At 30.8% G+C, this 18,215-nt stretch carries 15 protein-coding genes, 1 tRNA gene and 1 pseudogene; 4 read left to right on the forward strand and 13 right to left on the reverse strand.

Going from position 1 to position 18,215, the window contains the following annotated elements; genetic code table 11:
- The 12 genes and pseudogenes from B4L98_RS14765 to B4L98_RS14135 form a co-directional block, all read right to left on the reverse strand.
- A pseudogene (locus tag B4L98_RS14765) lies at nucleotides 1–121 on the reverse strand (IS982 family transposase); the annotation flags it as partial.
- Nucleotides 122–218: 97 nt separating this feature from the next.
- On the reverse strand, nucleotides 219–3,563 hold the full coding sequence (locus B4L98_RS14085; RefSeq protein WP_291078556.1) for a DEAD/DEAH box helicase family protein: 3,345 nt from the start codon (nucleotides 3,561–3,563) through the stop codon (nucleotides 219–221).
- Between the two features lie 6 nt (nucleotides 3,564–3,569).
- Nucleotides 3,570–4,730 carry a Fic family protein gene (locus B4L98_RS14090; RefSeq protein WP_291078557.1) on the reverse strand — a complete coding sequence of 387 codons (1,161 nt, stop codon included), beginning with the start codon at nucleotides 4,728–4,730 and terminating at the stop codon, nucleotides 3,570–3,572.
- Between the two features lie 173 nt (nucleotides 4,731–4,903).
- Nucleotides 4,904–5,938: a restriction endonuclease subunit S gene (locus B4L98_RS14095; protein ID WP_291078559.1), complete on the reverse strand. Its 1,035-nt coding sequence runs from the start codon at nucleotides 5,936–5,938 to the stop codon at nucleotides 4,904–4,906.
- Nucleotides 5,938–7,395, reverse strand: a complete 1,458-nt coding sequence (locus B4L98_RS14100; RefSeq protein WP_291078560.1) for a type I restriction-modification system subunit M — start codon at nucleotides 7,393–7,395, stop codon at nucleotides 5,938–5,940. Before B4L98_RS14100 ends, B4L98_RS14095 begins: the two co-directional genes overlap by 1 nt.
- A 61-nt stretch (nucleotides 7,396–7,456) precedes the next feature.
- A complete protein-coding gene (locus tag B4L98_RS14105; RefSeq protein ID WP_121935438.1) occupies nucleotides 7,457–7,795 on the reverse strand; it encodes an HIRAN domain-containing protein in 339 nt (112 codons plus the stop codon).
- 62 nt (nucleotides 7,796–7,857) lie between these two features.
- Entirely contained in the window at nucleotides 7,858–8,844 is a 987-nt protein-coding gene (locus tag B4L98_RS14110; protein WP_291078562.1) for a helix-turn-helix transcriptional regulator, read from the reverse strand.
- A gap of 107 nt (nucleotides 8,845–8,951) precedes the next feature.
- Nucleotides 8,952–9,344 (reverse strand): HNH endonuclease signature motif containing protein, encoded by a 393-nt coding sequence (locus B4L98_RS14115; protein WP_291078563.1) that lies wholly within the window; start codon nucleotides 9,342–9,344, stop codon nucleotides 8,952–8,954.
- A gap of 169 nt (nucleotides 9,345–9,513) precedes the next feature.
- Nucleotides 9,514–10,119: an ATPase gene (locus B4L98_RS14120; protein WP_291078565.1), complete on the reverse strand. Its 606-nt coding sequence runs from the start codon at nucleotides 10,117–10,119 to the stop codon at nucleotides 9,514–9,516.
- A 15-nt stretch (nucleotides 10,120–10,134) separates the two neighbouring features.
- Complete coding sequence (locus tag B4L98_RS14125; RefSeq protein WP_291060331.1) at nucleotides 10,135–10,929, reverse strand: hypothetical protein; 795 nt, start codon at nucleotides 10,927–10,929, stop codon at nucleotides 10,135–10,137.
- A 109-nt stretch (nucleotides 10,930–11,038) separates the two neighbouring features.
- Complete coding sequence (locus tag B4L98_RS14130; protein ID WP_291078567.1) at nucleotides 11,039–11,686, reverse strand: DUF6266 family protein; 648 nt, start codon at nucleotides 11,684–11,686, stop codon at nucleotides 11,039–11,041.
- Between the two features lie 1,546 nt (nucleotides 11,687–13,232).
- Nucleotides 13,233–13,317: transfer RNA gene (locus tag B4L98_RS14135), tRNA-Ser, on the reverse strand.
- Nucleotides 13,318–13,493: 176 nt separating this feature from the next.
- Between B4L98_RS14135 and B4L98_RS14140 the strand changes: the two genes are divergently transcribed.
- From B4L98_RS14140 to B4L98_RS14155, 4 genes are all read left to right on the forward strand, one after another.
- Nucleotides 13,494–13,916 carry a GNAT family N-acetyltransferase gene (locus tag B4L98_RS14140; RefSeq protein WP_291078569.1) on the forward strand — a complete coding sequence of 141 codons (423 nt, stop codon included), beginning with the start codon at nucleotides 13,494–13,496 and terminating at the stop codon, nucleotides 13,914–13,916.
- 41 nt (nucleotides 13,917–13,957) lie between these two features.
- Entirely contained in the window at nucleotides 13,958–15,133 is a 1,176-nt protein-coding gene (locus B4L98_RS14145; protein WP_291078571.1) for an MFS transporter, read from the forward strand.
- Between the two features lie 353 nt (nucleotides 15,134–15,486).
- On the forward strand, nucleotides 15,487–16,959 hold the full coding sequence (locus B4L98_RS14150) for a TrkH family potassium uptake protein (RefSeq protein WP_291078573.1): 1,473 nt from the start codon (nucleotides 15,487–15,489) through the stop codon (nucleotides 16,957–16,959).
- Nucleotides 16,960–16,968: 9 nt separating this feature from the next.
- On the forward strand, nucleotides 16,969–17,664 hold the full coding sequence (locus B4L98_RS14155; protein ID WP_135836030.1) for a potassium channel family protein: 696 nt from the start codon (nucleotides 16,969–16,971) through the stop codon (nucleotides 17,662–17,664).
- On the opposite strand, the gene B4L98_RS14160 is transcribed toward B4L98_RS14155, so the two are convergent.
- Nucleotides 17,651–18,031 carry a hypothetical protein gene (locus tag B4L98_RS14160; protein WP_180906033.1) on the reverse strand — a complete coding sequence of 127 codons (381 nt, stop codon included), beginning with the start codon at nucleotides 18,029–18,031 and terminating at the stop codon, nucleotides 17,651–17,653. The two genes, B4L98_RS14155 and B4L98_RS14160, sit on opposite strands and share 14 nt — an antisense overlap.
- Between the last annotated feature and the right edge of the window lie 184 nt (nucleotides 18,032–18,215).

Here is an 18,215-nt window from a genome sequence, read left to right on the forward strand (position 1 = left end):
GACTGATAAGTTCTAAATCAAAAAGTTTAGGTCTTCTACGTTGATAAATTAAAAGTGTATCTGTTGATATTTTTCTTAGAACTTCCAATATTCTTTCGTAATTTGCAAGTAAGTTGTTCATTGTAAATGTTTTGTAGTTAAAACAATTTACTGATTTTCAATCAAATGAACAACTTTATTATTTAGTAATCAAAATGCACAACGGGTGTTATCTAATTTTACGCAACACAATTATCATTTATTTCTCTGATCGTACCTGCTATCTTCGTTGATACTTCTTGACCAAATAGTTGAATCATTCCTCCTGAATACACATCAGAAAAAGGTGAATTAAATAACTGGTTTAAGTCCATCACTCCATTAACAGCAAAATAATCTATTATTAAATTCATAAATTGAATTTGTTGAGTATTTAAATTTGCAAAATTTACCATCTTAGAAAATGCATTTTGTGCTTCAACTTTATCTAATCCTACCACTGAACGTATAAATTCACCTAATGGCTTATCTCCATAGACCTCTTGGAATAATGACTTAGACCCTAGACTTCCTTTCTCAAATAAGAAGCTTTCTATATAGGTTAAGTCAGCAGGAGTTATCTTGATGTTCTTTTTAATTTTATCTATCGTTAAATCAAATTGATTCTCTTTGATATATCTTTCCACCTTTTCTTTGTAAGCTTCCTTATCAAAAGAATGTGCTTCATAGATTTCAGGTGATTCATTAACAGCGATTATATTATCCTCGAAGCTTGTAGTTACTATTTTCTTCGCTTCTTCTGTTAAGAACTTAATTAAATCTCTTAGTTCAACTCTTATATGCTCTAAACCTAATACACTCATATCACTCCAATAATCATCTTGTGTAATATGATTTAAGGTATTCAACTTTGCTTTTACTTGTGGTACAGAAGTTTGCTTCTTTAATCTATTCGATATTCCAATCACTTTCTCAGTTAAATAAACTTGTCTTCTTTCTCCATTAAGATTAGCAGTCATAAAATCTAACATCATCAAATCAAATGATAATGCAGCAGTATCTTGACTTTTTTCGAAGACTAAAGGAGCTAAGTCATTTAATAACTCATACGTATCAGCTTTAGACAGGTCATACCATTTCTTCTTTTCTAGGTATTTGTCTAAAGTTTTGAGATAAGGTTTTACGACAAAGCTTGTACGCTTTTCATTGTTGATATTTGCTACTTGTTGATGAACATAAGCTAATAATTCTTCACCTAAAGCTTTTAACTCTTCGTCTTCTTGAATTAATAAAACTTGTGCAAGATTCAGTCTTATTCTGAAAATACGTTCAGCTAAAGACATCTGTTTTACAGGTTCTATTCCTTTTGGATTTTCCTCAAAAAATTCAAAATTTTGACAAAAATCTAAGATTAAGAAATCCTTTTTATGCTCTCCAAATCCAAATAGATTTTCGCATAATCGAGTTCCTCTACCGATCATTTGCCAGAATTTCACCCTACTTTTTACAGGTTTTAGAAAGACTAAATTTACAATTTCAGGCACATCAATTCCTGTATCTAGCATATCTACTGAACAAGCTATTTGAGGATTTTTGTATTTAATCTTGAAATCATTTAATAAGTCGTGTCTGTATTCTACTGTATAATCAATTACTTTTAAGAATTGATCTCCATATTCGGGATAAGTAGCATTGAATCTTTGTCTTAAAAATTCTGCGTGTTTATTTTTCTTTGCAAATATGATGGTCTTCCCTAATTTATTACCACCATCTACTTTTATTCCATGCTCCATCAGGTACTCTAAAATAGCATCAGCAGTATTGGTGTTATAAATCCATTGGTCTAAAGCCGTAGATTCTATTTCATCAGGAAATTCTCCTGTGATTGGGTCTGCAAATTCTTCTTCGTATTCTTTCTGTTCTTCGGGAGATAAATCACTATACTTAATTCCTTCACGTTGAAATTTAGTCTGAACAGAAAATGACTTATAAGGTACTAAGTAACCATCTTTGATGGCTTTATCTAAATCATAGTTATACGTAGGATTTCCTACATTTAATCCAAATAATTCGTAGGTATTTCTTTCTGAAAAATCGACAGGAGTTGCAGTTAAACCAATCTTTAACCCATCAAAATAATTAAAAATTGCTTTGTATTTGTTGTAAATAGAACGGTGAATTTCATCAAAAATAATCACATCAAAATGTCCAACTCCATAAGTGCGAGTATCTCCTGTTTTATCTTCGTCTATTAAATTGATTAACGTTTGATAGGTAGAAAACACAATTCTACTTCCTACATCTTCTTTTTCTTCTCGTAAATCTACAGAAGGAAGATTAGGCAAATAATCGTTTAAGTTGTTCTTGGCTTGTGTAACTAAAGCTGTTCTATCTGCTAAAAATAAAATCTTCTTTGCCCAATTGGCTTTTGATAACACATCTACCAAAGAAGCAGAAGTTCTTGTTTTTCCTGTACCTGTTGCCATTACCAATAAAGCACCTCTGTGTCTGTCTTCAAATCTTTCGGCAACAGCTTTTATGGCTTCTATCTGATAATAACGATTGGTAATATCTTCATCAATAGGCATTTCATTTAGATTACGCTTATTGGTTCTTCTTTGAATGTTAAGTTGTAACTCATCTTTGGTATAATATCCTTGAACTTCTCTAATTGGGTAAAACCAATCGTAAAAAGAAATTTCGTACCCATTTGTTAAGAAGATATTTGGTAATTGACCAAAAGTTTTTTCTAAACATTTGGCATATAATTCGGCTTGATGTCTGCCTGAATTTATATCTCTTGATGTTCTTTTTGCTTCTACAACGGCTAAAGGCTTTCCGTTATCTCCCCAAAGGACATAATCTGCAAAACCTTCTTCTTTGTTGTTTGGCATACCTTCTACACGAAACTCTTTGACATTGGTTTGAGAGATATCCCAACCCATTTCCTCTAACATATAATCAATTAGAAGTTCTCTTGTTTTGGCTTCATTAGGATCGGCAGGTGGTAATATTTGTTGTTGCGTTTCTTTTCTGTTGGCTTCTAAAGCTTCTTGTTCCTCTTTTTGTTTTTTCTCAAGTTCTGTCTTTGCATTTAATTCTTCTTGCAGTTGTTGAATCATCTTTTTTTGCTCATTCACCTGAGAAGAAAAAGATTGTGGAATTAAATCTTCTTGAAAAAGAGGTTTGCTAACAACATCTCCACTATATAAGGTCATTAAATAATAACTAACCGAATGCAAAAGTTGCAAAACATGTAAAGCTTGGTCTTCTGTTATCTTGGTTTTACCTGTATTATGCACTGCTTTATTCCCTAATTGGCGAATAGCGTGCATCATAGACAACAGTTCTGGACTTTCTATAATTTCTATAAAGGCAGGTTCTTTCATCAAAGAATTGATGGAAGTGTCATAAGGCAAACGCAAAGTAGGCTCACTCTCGTAGATAAAGTTTACCCACGTTTCTAATGTTTTCCTCAAATATAAACCTGCAATGTCTAAATTCTCGTAGATGTATTTTTCTGCTTCTTTGGCAGATGAAATAACAAATTCGAATTCAGTAGGATAATTATAAAAATTACTCATGTTGTTTTAATTATCATTAACTGGTAAAAACCCCTCTATATCTAACAAATGTATAACTCCTCTTAGAAGGTGATTGTTTTGAAACATCAAAATATATCTTCTTGCACCTTCTTCTTCTGGTATCAGCATCTTTTTATCAACTAATTTTTTAATTTCTCTAGAAATTTGAGAAGTGTTTTTATTCGATAAAATATCTTTTAAATCATCGTTTTTGATGACTTGTAATTCTACCGTTTTTTTTAGAATTTTTGCTTCTACGTCTGTAACAAATTTTCTTTCTAAAGAATAATTAATTGCAGGAATAAGAATTTTAGATTTCAGGTAATTATAATCAGATAATTTATCTACTTTTTCTATTTCTTCTTTTAATCCTCTCAATACATATTCGCACCATTCTAAGATTCCTTCTTTTGTTCCTGTATCAGCTTTTGATAACATATCGTAGTATATGTTTCTGTTACTACAAAAAACGGCAGTTGGATTTATGATACGACCAGCATTTATGTTAAGTCCACTTTTTACAAGCATAGCATAAGTAAAAAGGCGTACTGTTCTTCCATTTCCGTTGCCAAAAGGATGTATCCAAACAAAACGATGATGCGCAATTGCTGCTTTTAACAAATCGTATTTGGTTGAATTTTCTGAATTGATAAACGAAAATAATTCTTCCATATAACTTTCTACCAAATAAGGTTCTGGTGGCAAATGGGTAGAATTATTAATTTTTAAAGAATGATTTCTATATGCTCCAGGTGTTAAATCGCCTTCACCATAAGGTGGAGGAGGTAAATTGTTAACAGCTATTTTATGCAATTCGCTAATCATTATTCTGTTGATAGGATATTCTTTTACCTTGTCTTCTATAAACTCCATTGCTTCATCAATGTTATCTATTTCTAATAATTTTGACGTTAGCGCTCTTGGAGAATCATCAATTTTGGTTTCTACATATTCAGCAATTGTTGTATTGTTTCCTTCAATCCTTGCAGATCCCATACTTTCTAACCAATGAAAAATACTTTTTAACTGAAAAAAAACAGCAGGATGTGTAGAACCACCAAGGTCTTTTTTACGTAAATGTTCTAACTCTATGATGAGGTCGGTAAGAGGCGAATCGAAATCTGGTTGAATTAGACTTAATTCGTAAGGACTAAACGTTGCTGACATGATAAAATTATTTGCACCAAATTAAACAATTATTTGCCAATAAAAAAATAATTATTTGCCAAACAACAACAACAAATGCTCTACTATCAAGAGTTTATATAAAAAAAAATCGTGCAATTTTTTGCACGATTAAAATAAAACATTTGCGTATTTACGTAATTTTATTTGCTTTTTTATGTGAAGCTAAAACTTTCTTGTAACAAGGCTTGGAATAAGTTTTCTGATGCTTCAGCTTGTTTCTTCACCAATTCTTTTTGCGCTTCTATATTCTTGATTTTTTCTGCAAATTGGTTTTGGAGTTCAACTTTAATATTAGGTATGAATTCTTTATGAACTATTTTTCTGTCTAAAGTAGGAACACCTGCCCCATGAGCAAATCTATCTATTCTTAGATTATTTAATAGATATTCTAAATAAGTAATGTTATTATCATAAATTTCATAACTATATAATGTAGTATTTAAAGGCCAACAATTTTGTTCAGTTCTATGAACTTTCCCTATTGTACCTGATCTACCTGTAACAATACAAGGCTTGTTAGTTTTTGAAATTGTATGATAATCTAAAATTCCATTTGAGCCATAAACAGGTATATTACCATTTTGATTTCTATCTTGAACTGGTAAGTCATATCCCCTTTTTAACTTTAAAACTTCTTCAAAATTTATTAAATCCCACCCTTTCTCATTATGTACAGGGTCACCAAACATATCAATAAAAATAGATTGTGCTAGCTCATCATATTGCTTTAAAAGTTCTTGGTCTTTTTTGCGTAAAGCATCTGCTTTGTCTAACTTTTCTGCAATTGCTTTTTGAGTTACTAATGAGGGAAGGGGGATTTGGATTTTTGAAAACTTAGAAATCCAATATCGTTGATGTTGTTCAGAATTTATTTTAATAGTTTGAATTAAATAAAATAAGAACTTAATATCAGCTATATTTTCATCACAACTTAAAATTTTCATTGCAGAAGATTTCACCTTAAATGGAAAATCTACATACTTTGTTGCAGTTGTAAAATCATCAAAAATAATTACAGGATAATTTTGATAAATATTCTCTTTTTCATTAGTATAACCTAAGATAAAAGATTTACCTGCTGTTAATACAGGAACATCATATTCATCGTTATAAATATCACTTTCTACTATATATCTTGTAGGCTGTTCGTAATTTAAAACTTCACCTAATTCTACAGTCTTAAACATTATTTTAGATTTAATAATTCTACCATTAAATCATTTCTTTCCTTATCCAATTGCTGTATAGAAGCTATAATATCCGCAGGTTTAGCATATACCTTTTGTTCGTAGATTACTTCTTTGTATTTGTTAATACTTAAATCATACGCATTCTTTGCAATTTCTTCTTTTGGTACACAAAAACTTTGTTCCGTTCTTGCTCTATCAACTTCGTTCTCTCTTGTATGGAATCTTGTAATAATATCTGGGATATCATTTTCCTTAACAGGTGCACGTTTATCATCTAAACTATACCCATCTGCTTTCATATCATAAAACCATACATTTTCTGTACCACCTGCATTGGTTTTTGTAAACACTAAGATGGCAGTAGAAACTCCTGCATACGGTTTGAACACACCACTTGGCATAGAAATAACTGCTTCTAAGGCTTGGTTTTCTATTAGCTCTTTTCTAATCTTTTTATGGGCAGTAGAAGAACCAAATAAAACCCCATCAGGAATAATTACTGCACAACGACCTCCAACTTTTAGTCCTTTTAGTATTAAACCAAGAAAAAGTAATTCTGTTTTCTTAGAATCAACTAAAGCAATCACTTTTTCATCCACAGCATCTTTATCTAAACTTCCTTTAAACGGAGGGTTAGCTAAGATTAAAGATACTTTCTCTTCAAAATCTGCATTAGCTTGTGATAAAGAATCTACATCTTTTAGTTGAGGGTTTTCAATCCCATGTAGAATTAAGTTCATTGCTCCAATTCTAATCATGGTTGGGTCAAACTCCATTCCTGTAAACATTTCATTTAAGTAATGTTTTTGAACTTCAGGTTTTAGCAATTCATCTTTGTAATTTTCTTGTAGATATTCTGCAGCACCAACCAAAAATCCACAACTCCCTGATGATGGATCACAAATAGTATCTTCGGGAGTAGGCTTCATCATTTCTACCATCATTTTGATGATATGTCTTGGTGTACGGAATTGTCCATTACTTCCTGCTGAAGCAATTTTGCCTAACATATACTCGTAGACATCACCTTTGGTATCTTTGTCATCCATATCCACTTTATCTAACATCTCAACTACCTGTGCTAATAATCGAGCAGTAGGAATCATAAAATTGGCATTCTTCATAAACTTAGAAAAGGCAGTACTTTTCCCACCAAAGTTTTTCATATAGTCGAAAACGCCATTCTCTTTTTGGAAAAGTTTATACATTTCTTCAGGAGAAACATTCTTAAAGTTACTCCATCTTAAATCCTGGTTTTCTTCTGTGTATATGTAGTTAGAAGTGTTACCTGTAATAATAGCTTGTTGTTCAGCTCTATTCTGTAAATCATCTAATTGTTTGATAAAAAGTAAAAAAGTGATTTGCTCTATAACAGATAAAGGATTTGATAATCCTCCACTGTGAAAAGCTAACCAAACTTGGTCTATTTTAGACTGTAATTCTTGTGTGAACATGGTAAAAGTTTGAAGGGTAAAGATAAATAAAAATGCATAGTATATGAGTGTTTGCGACTGATTAGATATTTTCTGGATTATTATGTTTTAAATGCACAACCACACGAATTTGTTGTTCTGGATGCTCGGTCGGATCTATTTGTTGTATCGCTGCGTCAAAGATTTTATTATAGTTCATCGTAAGCAATTTATAAAAGACTCTATTTTCGGTACGTGGTACAAAACCTAATTTGTAATCTTTGTAATATATAGCTACGGCTCTGGCATCGAATTTATTTTCGGTTTCTAATTCTAACCTAAGTTCTGTTCCAACTTTTAGTTTTTTGAAACATAATGCAGCTTCGTAAAATGTAAGTCCTGCAATATGAAAGTTTGCTAAATGTTCTCTTTTTGTTTTCATGATTTGAATTTTTTTAAAAGATTATTTTGCAAACTAGTTTTGATCTATGCAGCTTAATTGCATTAATAGAAATCTTTTAATTTTTCTATTCTTGATTTTAAATTTTGAACTAATTCTATTGGTTCTATTACTTTCATATTTTCGCCATACGAAAGAATTAAAGATTCTAATTCGTAATTTAACTTAACTTTAATTTGTAATCTATTCTCTGCTATTTTTTGAGAACCATGAATCGGTTTTGATTTGATGTAGGGGATGATATGATCTGACAGCTCTATCCTAACAGAAACAAGTTTATTCTCTATATTATTTGTAACCCCAATGATATCCTCAAAATACTCATCAAAATCCACCTCTGTTGGAATGTAAGTTTCCTTATTAATTTCGATCCCTTGAATTCGATCTAATGCCAAATTTTGAAGGTATTGATCCTTATGGTTCCACCCAAATAAAAACCAACGTTTATTGAATTGTTTTAAGTGATAAGGTGAAATACAGAATTCTTGTTCATTTTCTGTTTTAAATGATTGATAAACTATTTTGATTGTTTGGTTGTTTTTGATGAAATTATATAAGGGTGTTAGATGTTCTAATCCTATCAAAAATTCGCTTTCCTCGAATGAAATTAATTTTTGATTGCCTTTGTTATCTTTCACTTCATTTAATTTAGCTTCAATATTTTCTATTGCATCAATCCCAGGAATCCCTTTCATACGAGAAAGTAATTCTAACGTATTTTCTAAGGCTAGTTGTTCTTCTTGGTTTAATGGTTTATTTTGAATTGTAAAATTAGGATCTTCATAACGGTAAAATTTTTTACGGCCGTCTTTTATTCCAATGATAGGTGCTTCGTATCCTGCATCGCTTTCCATAAACTCCATATCATATAAAATTTGACGACGAGAAACAGATGTATCTTCTCCATAAAGTTCTTTTAAAACAATAGAACATTCATTGATTAAATCATCGATATAATAGTTACGAAATTGATTGCTAAAACATTTGTCTAATGTTTTGTATCTGATTAATGCGTTTTTGTTGACAGCCATTATTGATTAGGTAATATGTAAAAATAGGAATAAATCTATATTGCATAATAGAAAAGAGTATCCAAATTTGGATACTCTTGAATAGGTGAAGTTGGTTAGAAAACCTCTTATTTGAATTTAAAAGATTTTAGTTTAGGTGTTGTGTAAATAGGAGCTGAACTAACTGATTTACGTTCATATGCTGTTTTAGCTTTATGTTGATCTATAGTTAACAGCTGCATATTAGATGGAACATCTCTACCTCCTTGAGATAAAGGGATTACATGGTCAATTTGATAGCCTTTCGGAGTCGATTTATATCCTCTTGAATTTAAAAATTCTTTTTTGGCTGTAGAACTTCGTTGCACTTTAGGTTGACCAGTTGTTGAATAAGTCTGCCCATAAATATATGTTGTACCACTTACTTTATAAGTGGACTTATAAGATTGTGCAAAACTAAAGGTTGATGTTCCAAGGGAGCATACTACTATTCCGAAAACTAAAAAAAAATCTTTCTTCATGTCAAATGGTTTATAATTGTCGTACAAATTAAAAACCTATTAATGCAATGGATTTGCATTGATTTTAATATTATATTTTGAATTTCCATCCCTTCATCAAATTTCCATTTTAATATTTTTATAGATTGTAACTCAAAATATACTTTTATGATAATTATTGTGTGTGACATTACTTCCGTTTATCCTTCCTATCCGCAGGTACAGAAAGTACATTCATCATTTGTCGAAGGCGAGAGCGGACACGTTCGGTATAATACTTTTCGATTTCGGATGCTGATAGGTTAGTGGTGATATGGGTTTTGATGTTGAGGTTCATGAAGAGGTCGTAGCGAGAAAGAATAATCTCGTCCATGACGTTGCATTCGTTGCCGAAGTATTTGATGTTGTTTTCTGTACCTAAATCATCGAAGCAAATGTTTTTCATCGGGAAATCGAATGGGATGCCTTTGCTGTATTTGTCGATGGTGTTATAACCTTCTTTGATGAATTCGAAGGATACATCTCTGCACGTAGTGTAATAGAATTTGTGTTCTTTGACCATGATGCGTTGCATTAAACGGAACCACGTTGTTTTTCCGATTCCGATTGGTCCGGTTAGTAAAATTCCTTTGTCTAGGTCTATTGCTAACTCCTTGCATTTTTCTTCGTCGTTTAGGAAATAAGCAGCTAAACGGACAATATATGGGAAATCCTCTTTTTGAAAAGTGTAATTTGGGTGAATATGTTTACGTCCCTGTTGTTCCAGGTGAAATAAAAGTTTTTGATAATTGATCATAGCATTACAATTTGGTTATAAAGGTTCGTCGTATCGTTTGTTGATGGATGTGTCTAATGGTTTTTGAGTTGTAAATTTTGAATGTGTAGTGTATTGGGAAGCATTAATCATCCAATTATTCGCAGCTGCTTTCAACATTTTTAATTTTTGTTCGTATTCCGTAAAGGAGCAGTTGAAATAGTAGTTGAATCCTTTTTGAATTTCATAGTAAGTAAATTCCGTATCTGCTGTAAAAGCATATAGTGTTTGGTTTTTTTGCAAGCATTCTTTGTAAATTAACTTGAGTTTTTGAATGGGAATATGATAAAACTTTTTCCAGTTTCCCTTTAATTCTTGACTTTTGACTTGGATCGAAACACAGTAATAAGTAAATTCATTTTGTTTGTGTCGGTGGATAAAACCTGCAAGATGATGGTAACCGTCTGATAAACCTGAAATATCAATAAGAAAAGGAAAATATTGGTTTTGATTATAGTTGATTTGTCTGTTGTTTTTTAATAGTTCGCAAATTGCTTCTATGTCAACATTAAAATCTATGGATAGGGTTGGGGGACGAGGACATTCGCAGACATCATTGAAGTAAAAGATTAATTGCGGAATAAACAACAGTTGTGATTGATAATCTTGTATCGCAAACAAATTGATTTTTTGAATAAAGCCAAATGCATATTCTATCATTTGCATATACTGTTTGTTTAGGATATCTTGTTTTGCCTCGACTTGTGGTTCAATTTTCTTGATTACATCCCCATATCGATGAATAAAAAAGTTCAGGTACTTGATATATTCTTCATATACTTCAATTTTCATAGGCTCAAAAATTAAAATTGAAAATGCTTGTAGTAAAGATGTAATTCTCTAATATACAATAAATTATAAAATAAACAAAAATCCCCTCTAAAAAGAAGAGGGGAAGTAATTAAAGTACAGTGACTTGACCTAAATAAACAGACGGTGCAGCGTCTTGTTTTATGACGGATAAAAAACTCATCCAAACATGTATATCTGTTCCTTGATATTTTGGTAAAAATTGTAGTACATAGGATTCTTCGGAGCGTTTTACGGTTGTTTGTACAACCGTTGATTGTGCTTTTGTATTACCATCTTCTGCATACAATATAACTAAGGTGTCATTTTGATCTACAAGTTCTGTTGCATTATTGGTCCATGTAATCGTTGCCGATAGTGGATCGTCTGCTGTAATATTTACAGGTTGTGGTTCAAGTAAATTACCTTTTGTGAATTGAATGTTGTTGTACTGAATAGAAAAAGTTAACGTATCCATATCACATGAAATGGCTTGTAATAAATTTGCCATCGCTTGATTGTAAGGTGATTTTAGTCCAGACCTTTTTCCGTAATAGGTTTTAGCCAATGCTTTATACCCTTGTATAAATTGTACAGCAAAATTGAATCTGTCTTTTATAACTTGTTGTTTTGGCGTTGGTATACGATTTGATTTTCGTGGTCGCATACGAGATATTTCATGCCCTTCGATATTCGAAACAACAATTCGTCCAGTACGACCTCGCGTACCAGACAATAGAGAATCTGTAATTTTTCCCATTTTTAATAGATTTTAAATTAAACTTTATTTGACTTGGTTCAGCAACAATTCGAATGTAGACTGAATAGCTTTAAGTAATTGAAACCTGACGAGCCGTGAACGAAATTGGTGGATGATGAAGGGGAATGATTGCTAAGGATGTAGATGTTAGATATTAGTATTGAGGGGGTTGTAAAATGTACAATGTATTATGTAAAATGTAGATGTTAGATATGAGATATGAGATATGAGATATGAGATATGAGATTTGAGAAGTGAGATTTTAGAGTTGTAAATGTATTAAGTACAAAGTAGATGTTAGATATTAGTATTGAGAGGGTTGTTGTACAATGTATTATGTAAAAAGTAATAAGTATTTGAGATGTAATCTGTCAAACTTAATTCATTTCAGTTTCTCACCCAATGGATTGAAGCTCGTTTGCAAATCGTCTGTCGATTCTAAAATTCGTTGTTAAAAGAGAATTTGAATATTGAAAAAAGAGTTAAAAAACCGACGATTTAGAATCGAAATGCAATTCAAGTTTAAATTATTGGAATAGAAAAAGTTGGAGTATCTGAGTGGAGCGAGTTGCCAACTTTATGGAAATAATTTATTTAAAATACCTGAGCCATACCATGGCTCCTCCTCTTAATCTCAAATGTTGTTAAAATTGAATTTGAGTATTGAAAAAGGATAAAAATCCGTAAAACATTAAGCGTAGAGCGCAAAGCTTAATAAAACCTATGTTTCTATTGTGGTTAGAGAAATTAAGTGTTAAAAAGTGTTAAAATCCTGTATCGGTGTATATCCAAAATGACACTTTTCTGTATCGGTTGTGTATCCGCGCTGTATCCATTCTGTATCCATTGTGTATCCGTTCCGTATGGTTTGTTCGGTGTTCGTATATCGATGTTAAGTTGTAAAATGTATTATGTATTATGTATTTTGGTTTAAGAAATAGGATCTGAACATAATTTAGGATAATAAGAAAATAATTAATAGTTCTTTATTACGTTCTTTTTATTGATGACTTATTATTGTATTCATTTGAATTCATGTGCCCATCAGGGAAGTTTTAACACAAAAGGAACCAAAAGTTATTCATATGATTTATTATTATTTTTAAGGTATTCATGAATGCAAAGCATTACAAGACTGCGATTTTCAACGTTCAATCTTCATTTTACTCCTTAAAAATATAAATGACTCGCTATCGCTCACAAATCTTTTATACGCTCGTTTAAATGGGTTGAAGCTAGTCTGAAAATTGTATGTGTTTCTTGAAATTTGTTGATATAAGTGAATTCGTGTATTAATAACAAAAAACGTACAAGGTTAACCATAAACCGTAAAAAAACCAAAACCTAACAGATTACTCTATTTGGGTTTATCAGCGGAGATAGAGTGATTATTTCATATTCCCTAGAAAGAAAGTAATTCTAAGAAAACTCTAGATACTTCGTATCTATTATTTTTTTGTTTTTCCTTTCAGTTTTATGAAAATGAAAGGAAAAACAACTTCAGAAAAACAAAAAAACCAACAGATTAATCTATTGGTTTTTTTAGCGGAGAGTGAGGGATTCGAACCCCCGGAGGTGTGACCCTCAACAGTTTTCAAGACTGCCGCATTCGACCACTCTGCCAACTCTCCAATAACGCAGTCTACTGCGGTATTGCGAGTGCAAATATAGAACGCTTTTTCGTTTTTCCAAATTCTAAAAACAATTATTTTTAAAATAATTTTTAACAAAATGATTCTCAATAGAATATTTTTATTGTTTTTTTTGAAAAGAGTCGTTTATATCTTTGTTGTAATTAATTTTAGTCATGATTAGAAGAATTGAAGAAGTAGATTTTCCGAGATTGAGAGATATTTGGGTAAGTTCGGTTAGTAACACACACCATTTTTTAGCAAAAGAAGATTTTGAATATTATAAAGAAAATTTACCTAATTATTTTCCGCATGTAGCCTTATTTGGTTACGAAATCGGAAATCAATTGGTAGGATTTGTAGGTGTTGCAGAGCAAAATCTTGAAATGTTATTTATTCACAATGATTTTCGAAGAAAGGGAGTAGGGAAGACTTTATTAGATTTTTCTATTCAGGAATTGAATGTGAAATCGGTTGATGTGAATGAACAAAATAAACAGGCCGCAGAATTTTATTTAAGCCAAGGTTTTAAGGTTACTTCTCGTTCTGAAAAAGATAACGAGGGAAAAGCTTATCCTATTTTGCATTTGAGTTTATAATTTCAGGAGAGTAGCTTAACTTTGTCGCATATTTTTTAGCCATGCTTTCATCAACAGAATTATCATCAACTCAAAAAAATCGCATTCGATTCGCTGTTTCGCTCTTCTTTTTTTCGCAAGGTTTAGCTTTTTCGTCTTGGGCAAGTCGTATTCCGACAATTAAATCAGATTTAGGAATTTCTGAAGGACAATTAGGAACTTTGTTGTTGTTAATGCCGATTGGACAGTTGTGTACAATGGCGCTTTCAGGAAAATTAGTCGCGAAATTTGGAAGTAAAAATGTCTTACGAATTGTCGTATTAATTTATCCATTGATTCTTTGTTGTATAGGTTTGGCTCAAAATTTTTATCAATTAGGTGCTGTCTTATTTTTCTTTGGAGTAATAGGAAACATGTGCAATATTTCGGTGAATACGCAAGGAGTTGAGGTAGAGAAAATATATGGAAAATCGATTATGTCCTCTTTTCATGGTGCGTGGAGTATAGCTGGTTTTACAGGTGCTTTGATTGGTTTATTGATGATGAATTTGCATGTGAATACATTTTATCATTTTGTGATTATTTATGGCTTAATTATTTTGAGTTGGTTCATTAATAAAAAATATTTAGTCGATTCTACATCAACTCCAGCGAAGGAAAAGAAATCTATTTTCTCTAAACCAGATACTGTTTTGGTTCAACTAGGAATTATAGGTTTTTTGAGCATGGCAACAGAAGGTGCGATGTTCGATTGGAGTGGTGTTTATTTCCAAGATATCGTAAAAGCACCTCAAAATTTGGTTGTCGTTGGTTATGCTTCTTTTATGGTAATGATGGCAACAGGACGTTTCGTTGGTGATTATTTTATCAGTAAATATGGTAAACAACGCATCATGCAAATTAGTGGAATATTGATGTTTTCTGGTTTGATGCTTTCAGTATTTTTTCCTCAATTTATTGTGTGTACAATTGCATTTATGATGGTTGGATTGGGTGTTGCGTGTAATGTTCCGACAGTTTATAGTGTAGCGGGAAAAAACAAAAATGTAAATCCAGGCGTTGCATTGGCAATGGTTTCAAGTATCTCTTTTTTAGGATTTTTGATGGGACCACCACTGATTGGTTATATTGCTGAAGCTTTTGATTTGAGATATTCTTATGCGTTATTTGCTTGCTTTGGGTTGATTATGGTTTTTATGGTTGGCAGAATGAAAATCTTTAAAAGCATTAATAACTAAATTATAGCTTTTCAAAAAAAAAGTAATGATTAACTTGTAAGAAGTATACATAATTATAAATTTGCCTTTTTAATTATTATGAAACAAATATGTTTCGAATTTTAGTAAACAATAAGTTTTTTAACGTAATCCTTTCAATATCGTACACATTAGCTATTATAGCATTATTGGTAATGTTTGGATTTGGATTTCCTGTTGAGTATAAACTTTATATAAACATTTTTTTTATCATTCTACTATCTGTCGGAATTTTAAGAACAATACTTAAATATGTTTATTTTAAAGAAAAAATTATTCCGCGAGTCATCATTTTTGATATAGTAAGTATACTATTTATTCTTTATTGCATTAAAATGCAAATAACCGATTATAGTTGGTTTTTTGTCAGCAAATATTTGCAATTTGCTATTGTTTTAAAATTAGTAAGAGAAATTGCTACACCTAACCTTAATTTCAAACGTTCTGTAATTACTCCTCCCCAATTATTTATTTTCAGTTTTTTTATTTTAGTTTTTGGAGGAGCTTGTTTACTTATGTTGCCAAAAGCAACATATCATCCAATTTCTTTTTTAGATGCATTGTTTACTTCTACAAGTGCCGTTTGTGTAACAGGATTAACTTCTGTTGATACTTATATAACTTATACGCCTGTTGGTCATTTTATTTTAATGTTATTAATACAAGCAGGAGGTTTAGGTATTTTGACATTTGCTGGATATATTGCTTATTTTTTCAAAGGAAATAGTTCTTATGAGAATCAAATAGCATTAGGAAGTATTGCAAACAACGATTCTTTGAGTGAAGTTTTTTCTTTTGTAAAAAGGATTATCTATTTAACTTTTGGTATCGAATTCGTAGGAGCTGTATTAATTTATATTTCAATTGCACCTTATAATATTAGTATTGTTGACAAATTATTTTTTAGTATTTTTCATTCAGTTTCGGCTTTTTGTAATGCAGGTTTTTCTACATTGCCAAATGGATTAATGAACAAAGGTTTTGTTCACAATTATGGATTTCAATCTGTTCTAATCACATTGATATTCTTAGGAGGAATAGGTTTTCCTATCTTGATTAATATTCTACGTTATACAGATTATTTAATCAGAAAATTAATTTCAAAAATTCTCCATAATAAAAATAATCGTAAGAATTGGGTTTTTACATTAAGTTCTAAAGTTAATTTAATCACCTCATTAACAATACTAATTATTTCTACAATCATATTATTCTTCGAAGAATATTATTCTACATTAGGACAACATCAAGGTTTCGGAAAGTTTATTTCAGCTTTATTTATCGCCATAACGCCTCGTACAGCAGGTTTTAATAATATGGATTTTTCTCACTTACAATTCTCTTCCATACTTTTGGTTATTTTGTTAATGTGGATTGGTGCTTCACCAGCATCAACAGGAGGAGGAATTAAAACGAGTACTTTTGCAATTGCAATTCTTAATTTTATTAATATTGCACGCGGAAAAAATAAAATCGAAATTTACAAAAGAGAATTAAGCCCTATCAATGTACAAAAAGCTTTTGCTACAATGACCTTATCTTTTTTAGTCATTGGAATAGGAATATTTTTAATAACAAAATTTGATAATCATTTACATCTTATTGATGTTGCATTCGAAGCTTTTTCAGCTTATTCTACTGTTGGTTTATCATTAAATTTAACACCTACATTATCAGATCCAAGTAAAATTGTTGTCATTACAATGATGTTTATTGGTCGTGTTTCAATGATTACAATTTTGATGGCTTTTTTTAAGAAAACTGTTTCATCTAATTATCGTTATCCATCAGATGATATTTTAATTTAAAAGAAAATTATGAAAATAATAATTATAGGTTTAGGAAATTTCGGCGCGGCGCTTGGTAAGAAAATGGTAAAGCTTGGTCACGAAATTATCGGTGTTGACAATAATATTCAACGTGTTGAAGCTTTGAAAGATAAGTTATCCTATACCATTTGTTTAGATGCAACAGATGAATTATCAATTAATAAATTACCACTAAATAATACAGATATTGTAATTGTAAGTATTGGGGAAAATGAAGGTGCCAATATTATGGCTACTGCTATTTTTAAAAATAAAAATGTAAAACGTTTGATTAGTCGTTCTATCAATTCTTTACACGAAAATGTTTTGCAAGCAATTGGAGTTACAGAAATTATTCGACCCGAAGCTGAATCTGCAGAACGTTGGACAAAAAAACTAAATGTGAAAGGAGTTGTAGATTCTTTTGAATTAAACAAAGAGTTTAGCATTATAGAGGTTGTAACACCAAATGAATTGGTTGGAAAAACATTTGATGAAATCCAATTCAAAAAGCAACATAATATTTTGGTAATGACAATTATTAAAAACAAAGAAGAAGCTAGTTTTTTAGGTCAATATAAAATTGTTCCAGAAGTACAAGGTTTTCCTACATCAAATACAGTAATTACAAAAGATGATGTATTGGTAATCTATGGAGCAAATCAAGAAATTTATAAATTCTTAAAGAAATTTAATATTCAATAATCTTATTCTTAAACTCTAATACATGTGGTTTATGGAATTTTAAGTAAAAAATAATTCCCATAAAATAACAGACAACATCTAATATATCTGCTGTATAATTCGAAGAAAATTTTGGCATAATAAATTCTAATAAAAGACTCAAAACAAAAGCAGTAATTACCAAATAACTTGTTGGATAAACATAAACTTGATTGTTGTATTTAATTTTCGAAATGATATAACTTCCTAAGTGCGTCATAGCAGGTACCGCAAAAATATCAGTTAAATAATGGTTGAGATACTCAATTTCTATGGAATAAATTCGGGTAAGTTTGATAAAAATCCAACTCAGAATATAAAAACTAAAATAAGTATCAAACAATTTCATTTTTTAGACAACAACAAGTATTATTAACACACAAAAAGCCCCAAGAATCATCAAAAATAGGAAGAAAGCATCGTCTATTAATTTTTGAGAGGCACTTCGTTTATCTTTTTTTTCTTTCATATGCTAACTTTGTGACAAAAGTATTTAATTCATCTCGAATTGCATAAGATGAATGTCATTGTAA

Origin of the sequence: Empedobacter sp. UBA5528 (assembly GCF_002426075.1) — a bacterium.
Taxonomy (GTDB): domain Bacteria; phylum Bacteroidota; class Bacteroidia; order Flavobacteriales; family Weeksellaceae; genus Empedobacter; species Empedobacter falsenii_B.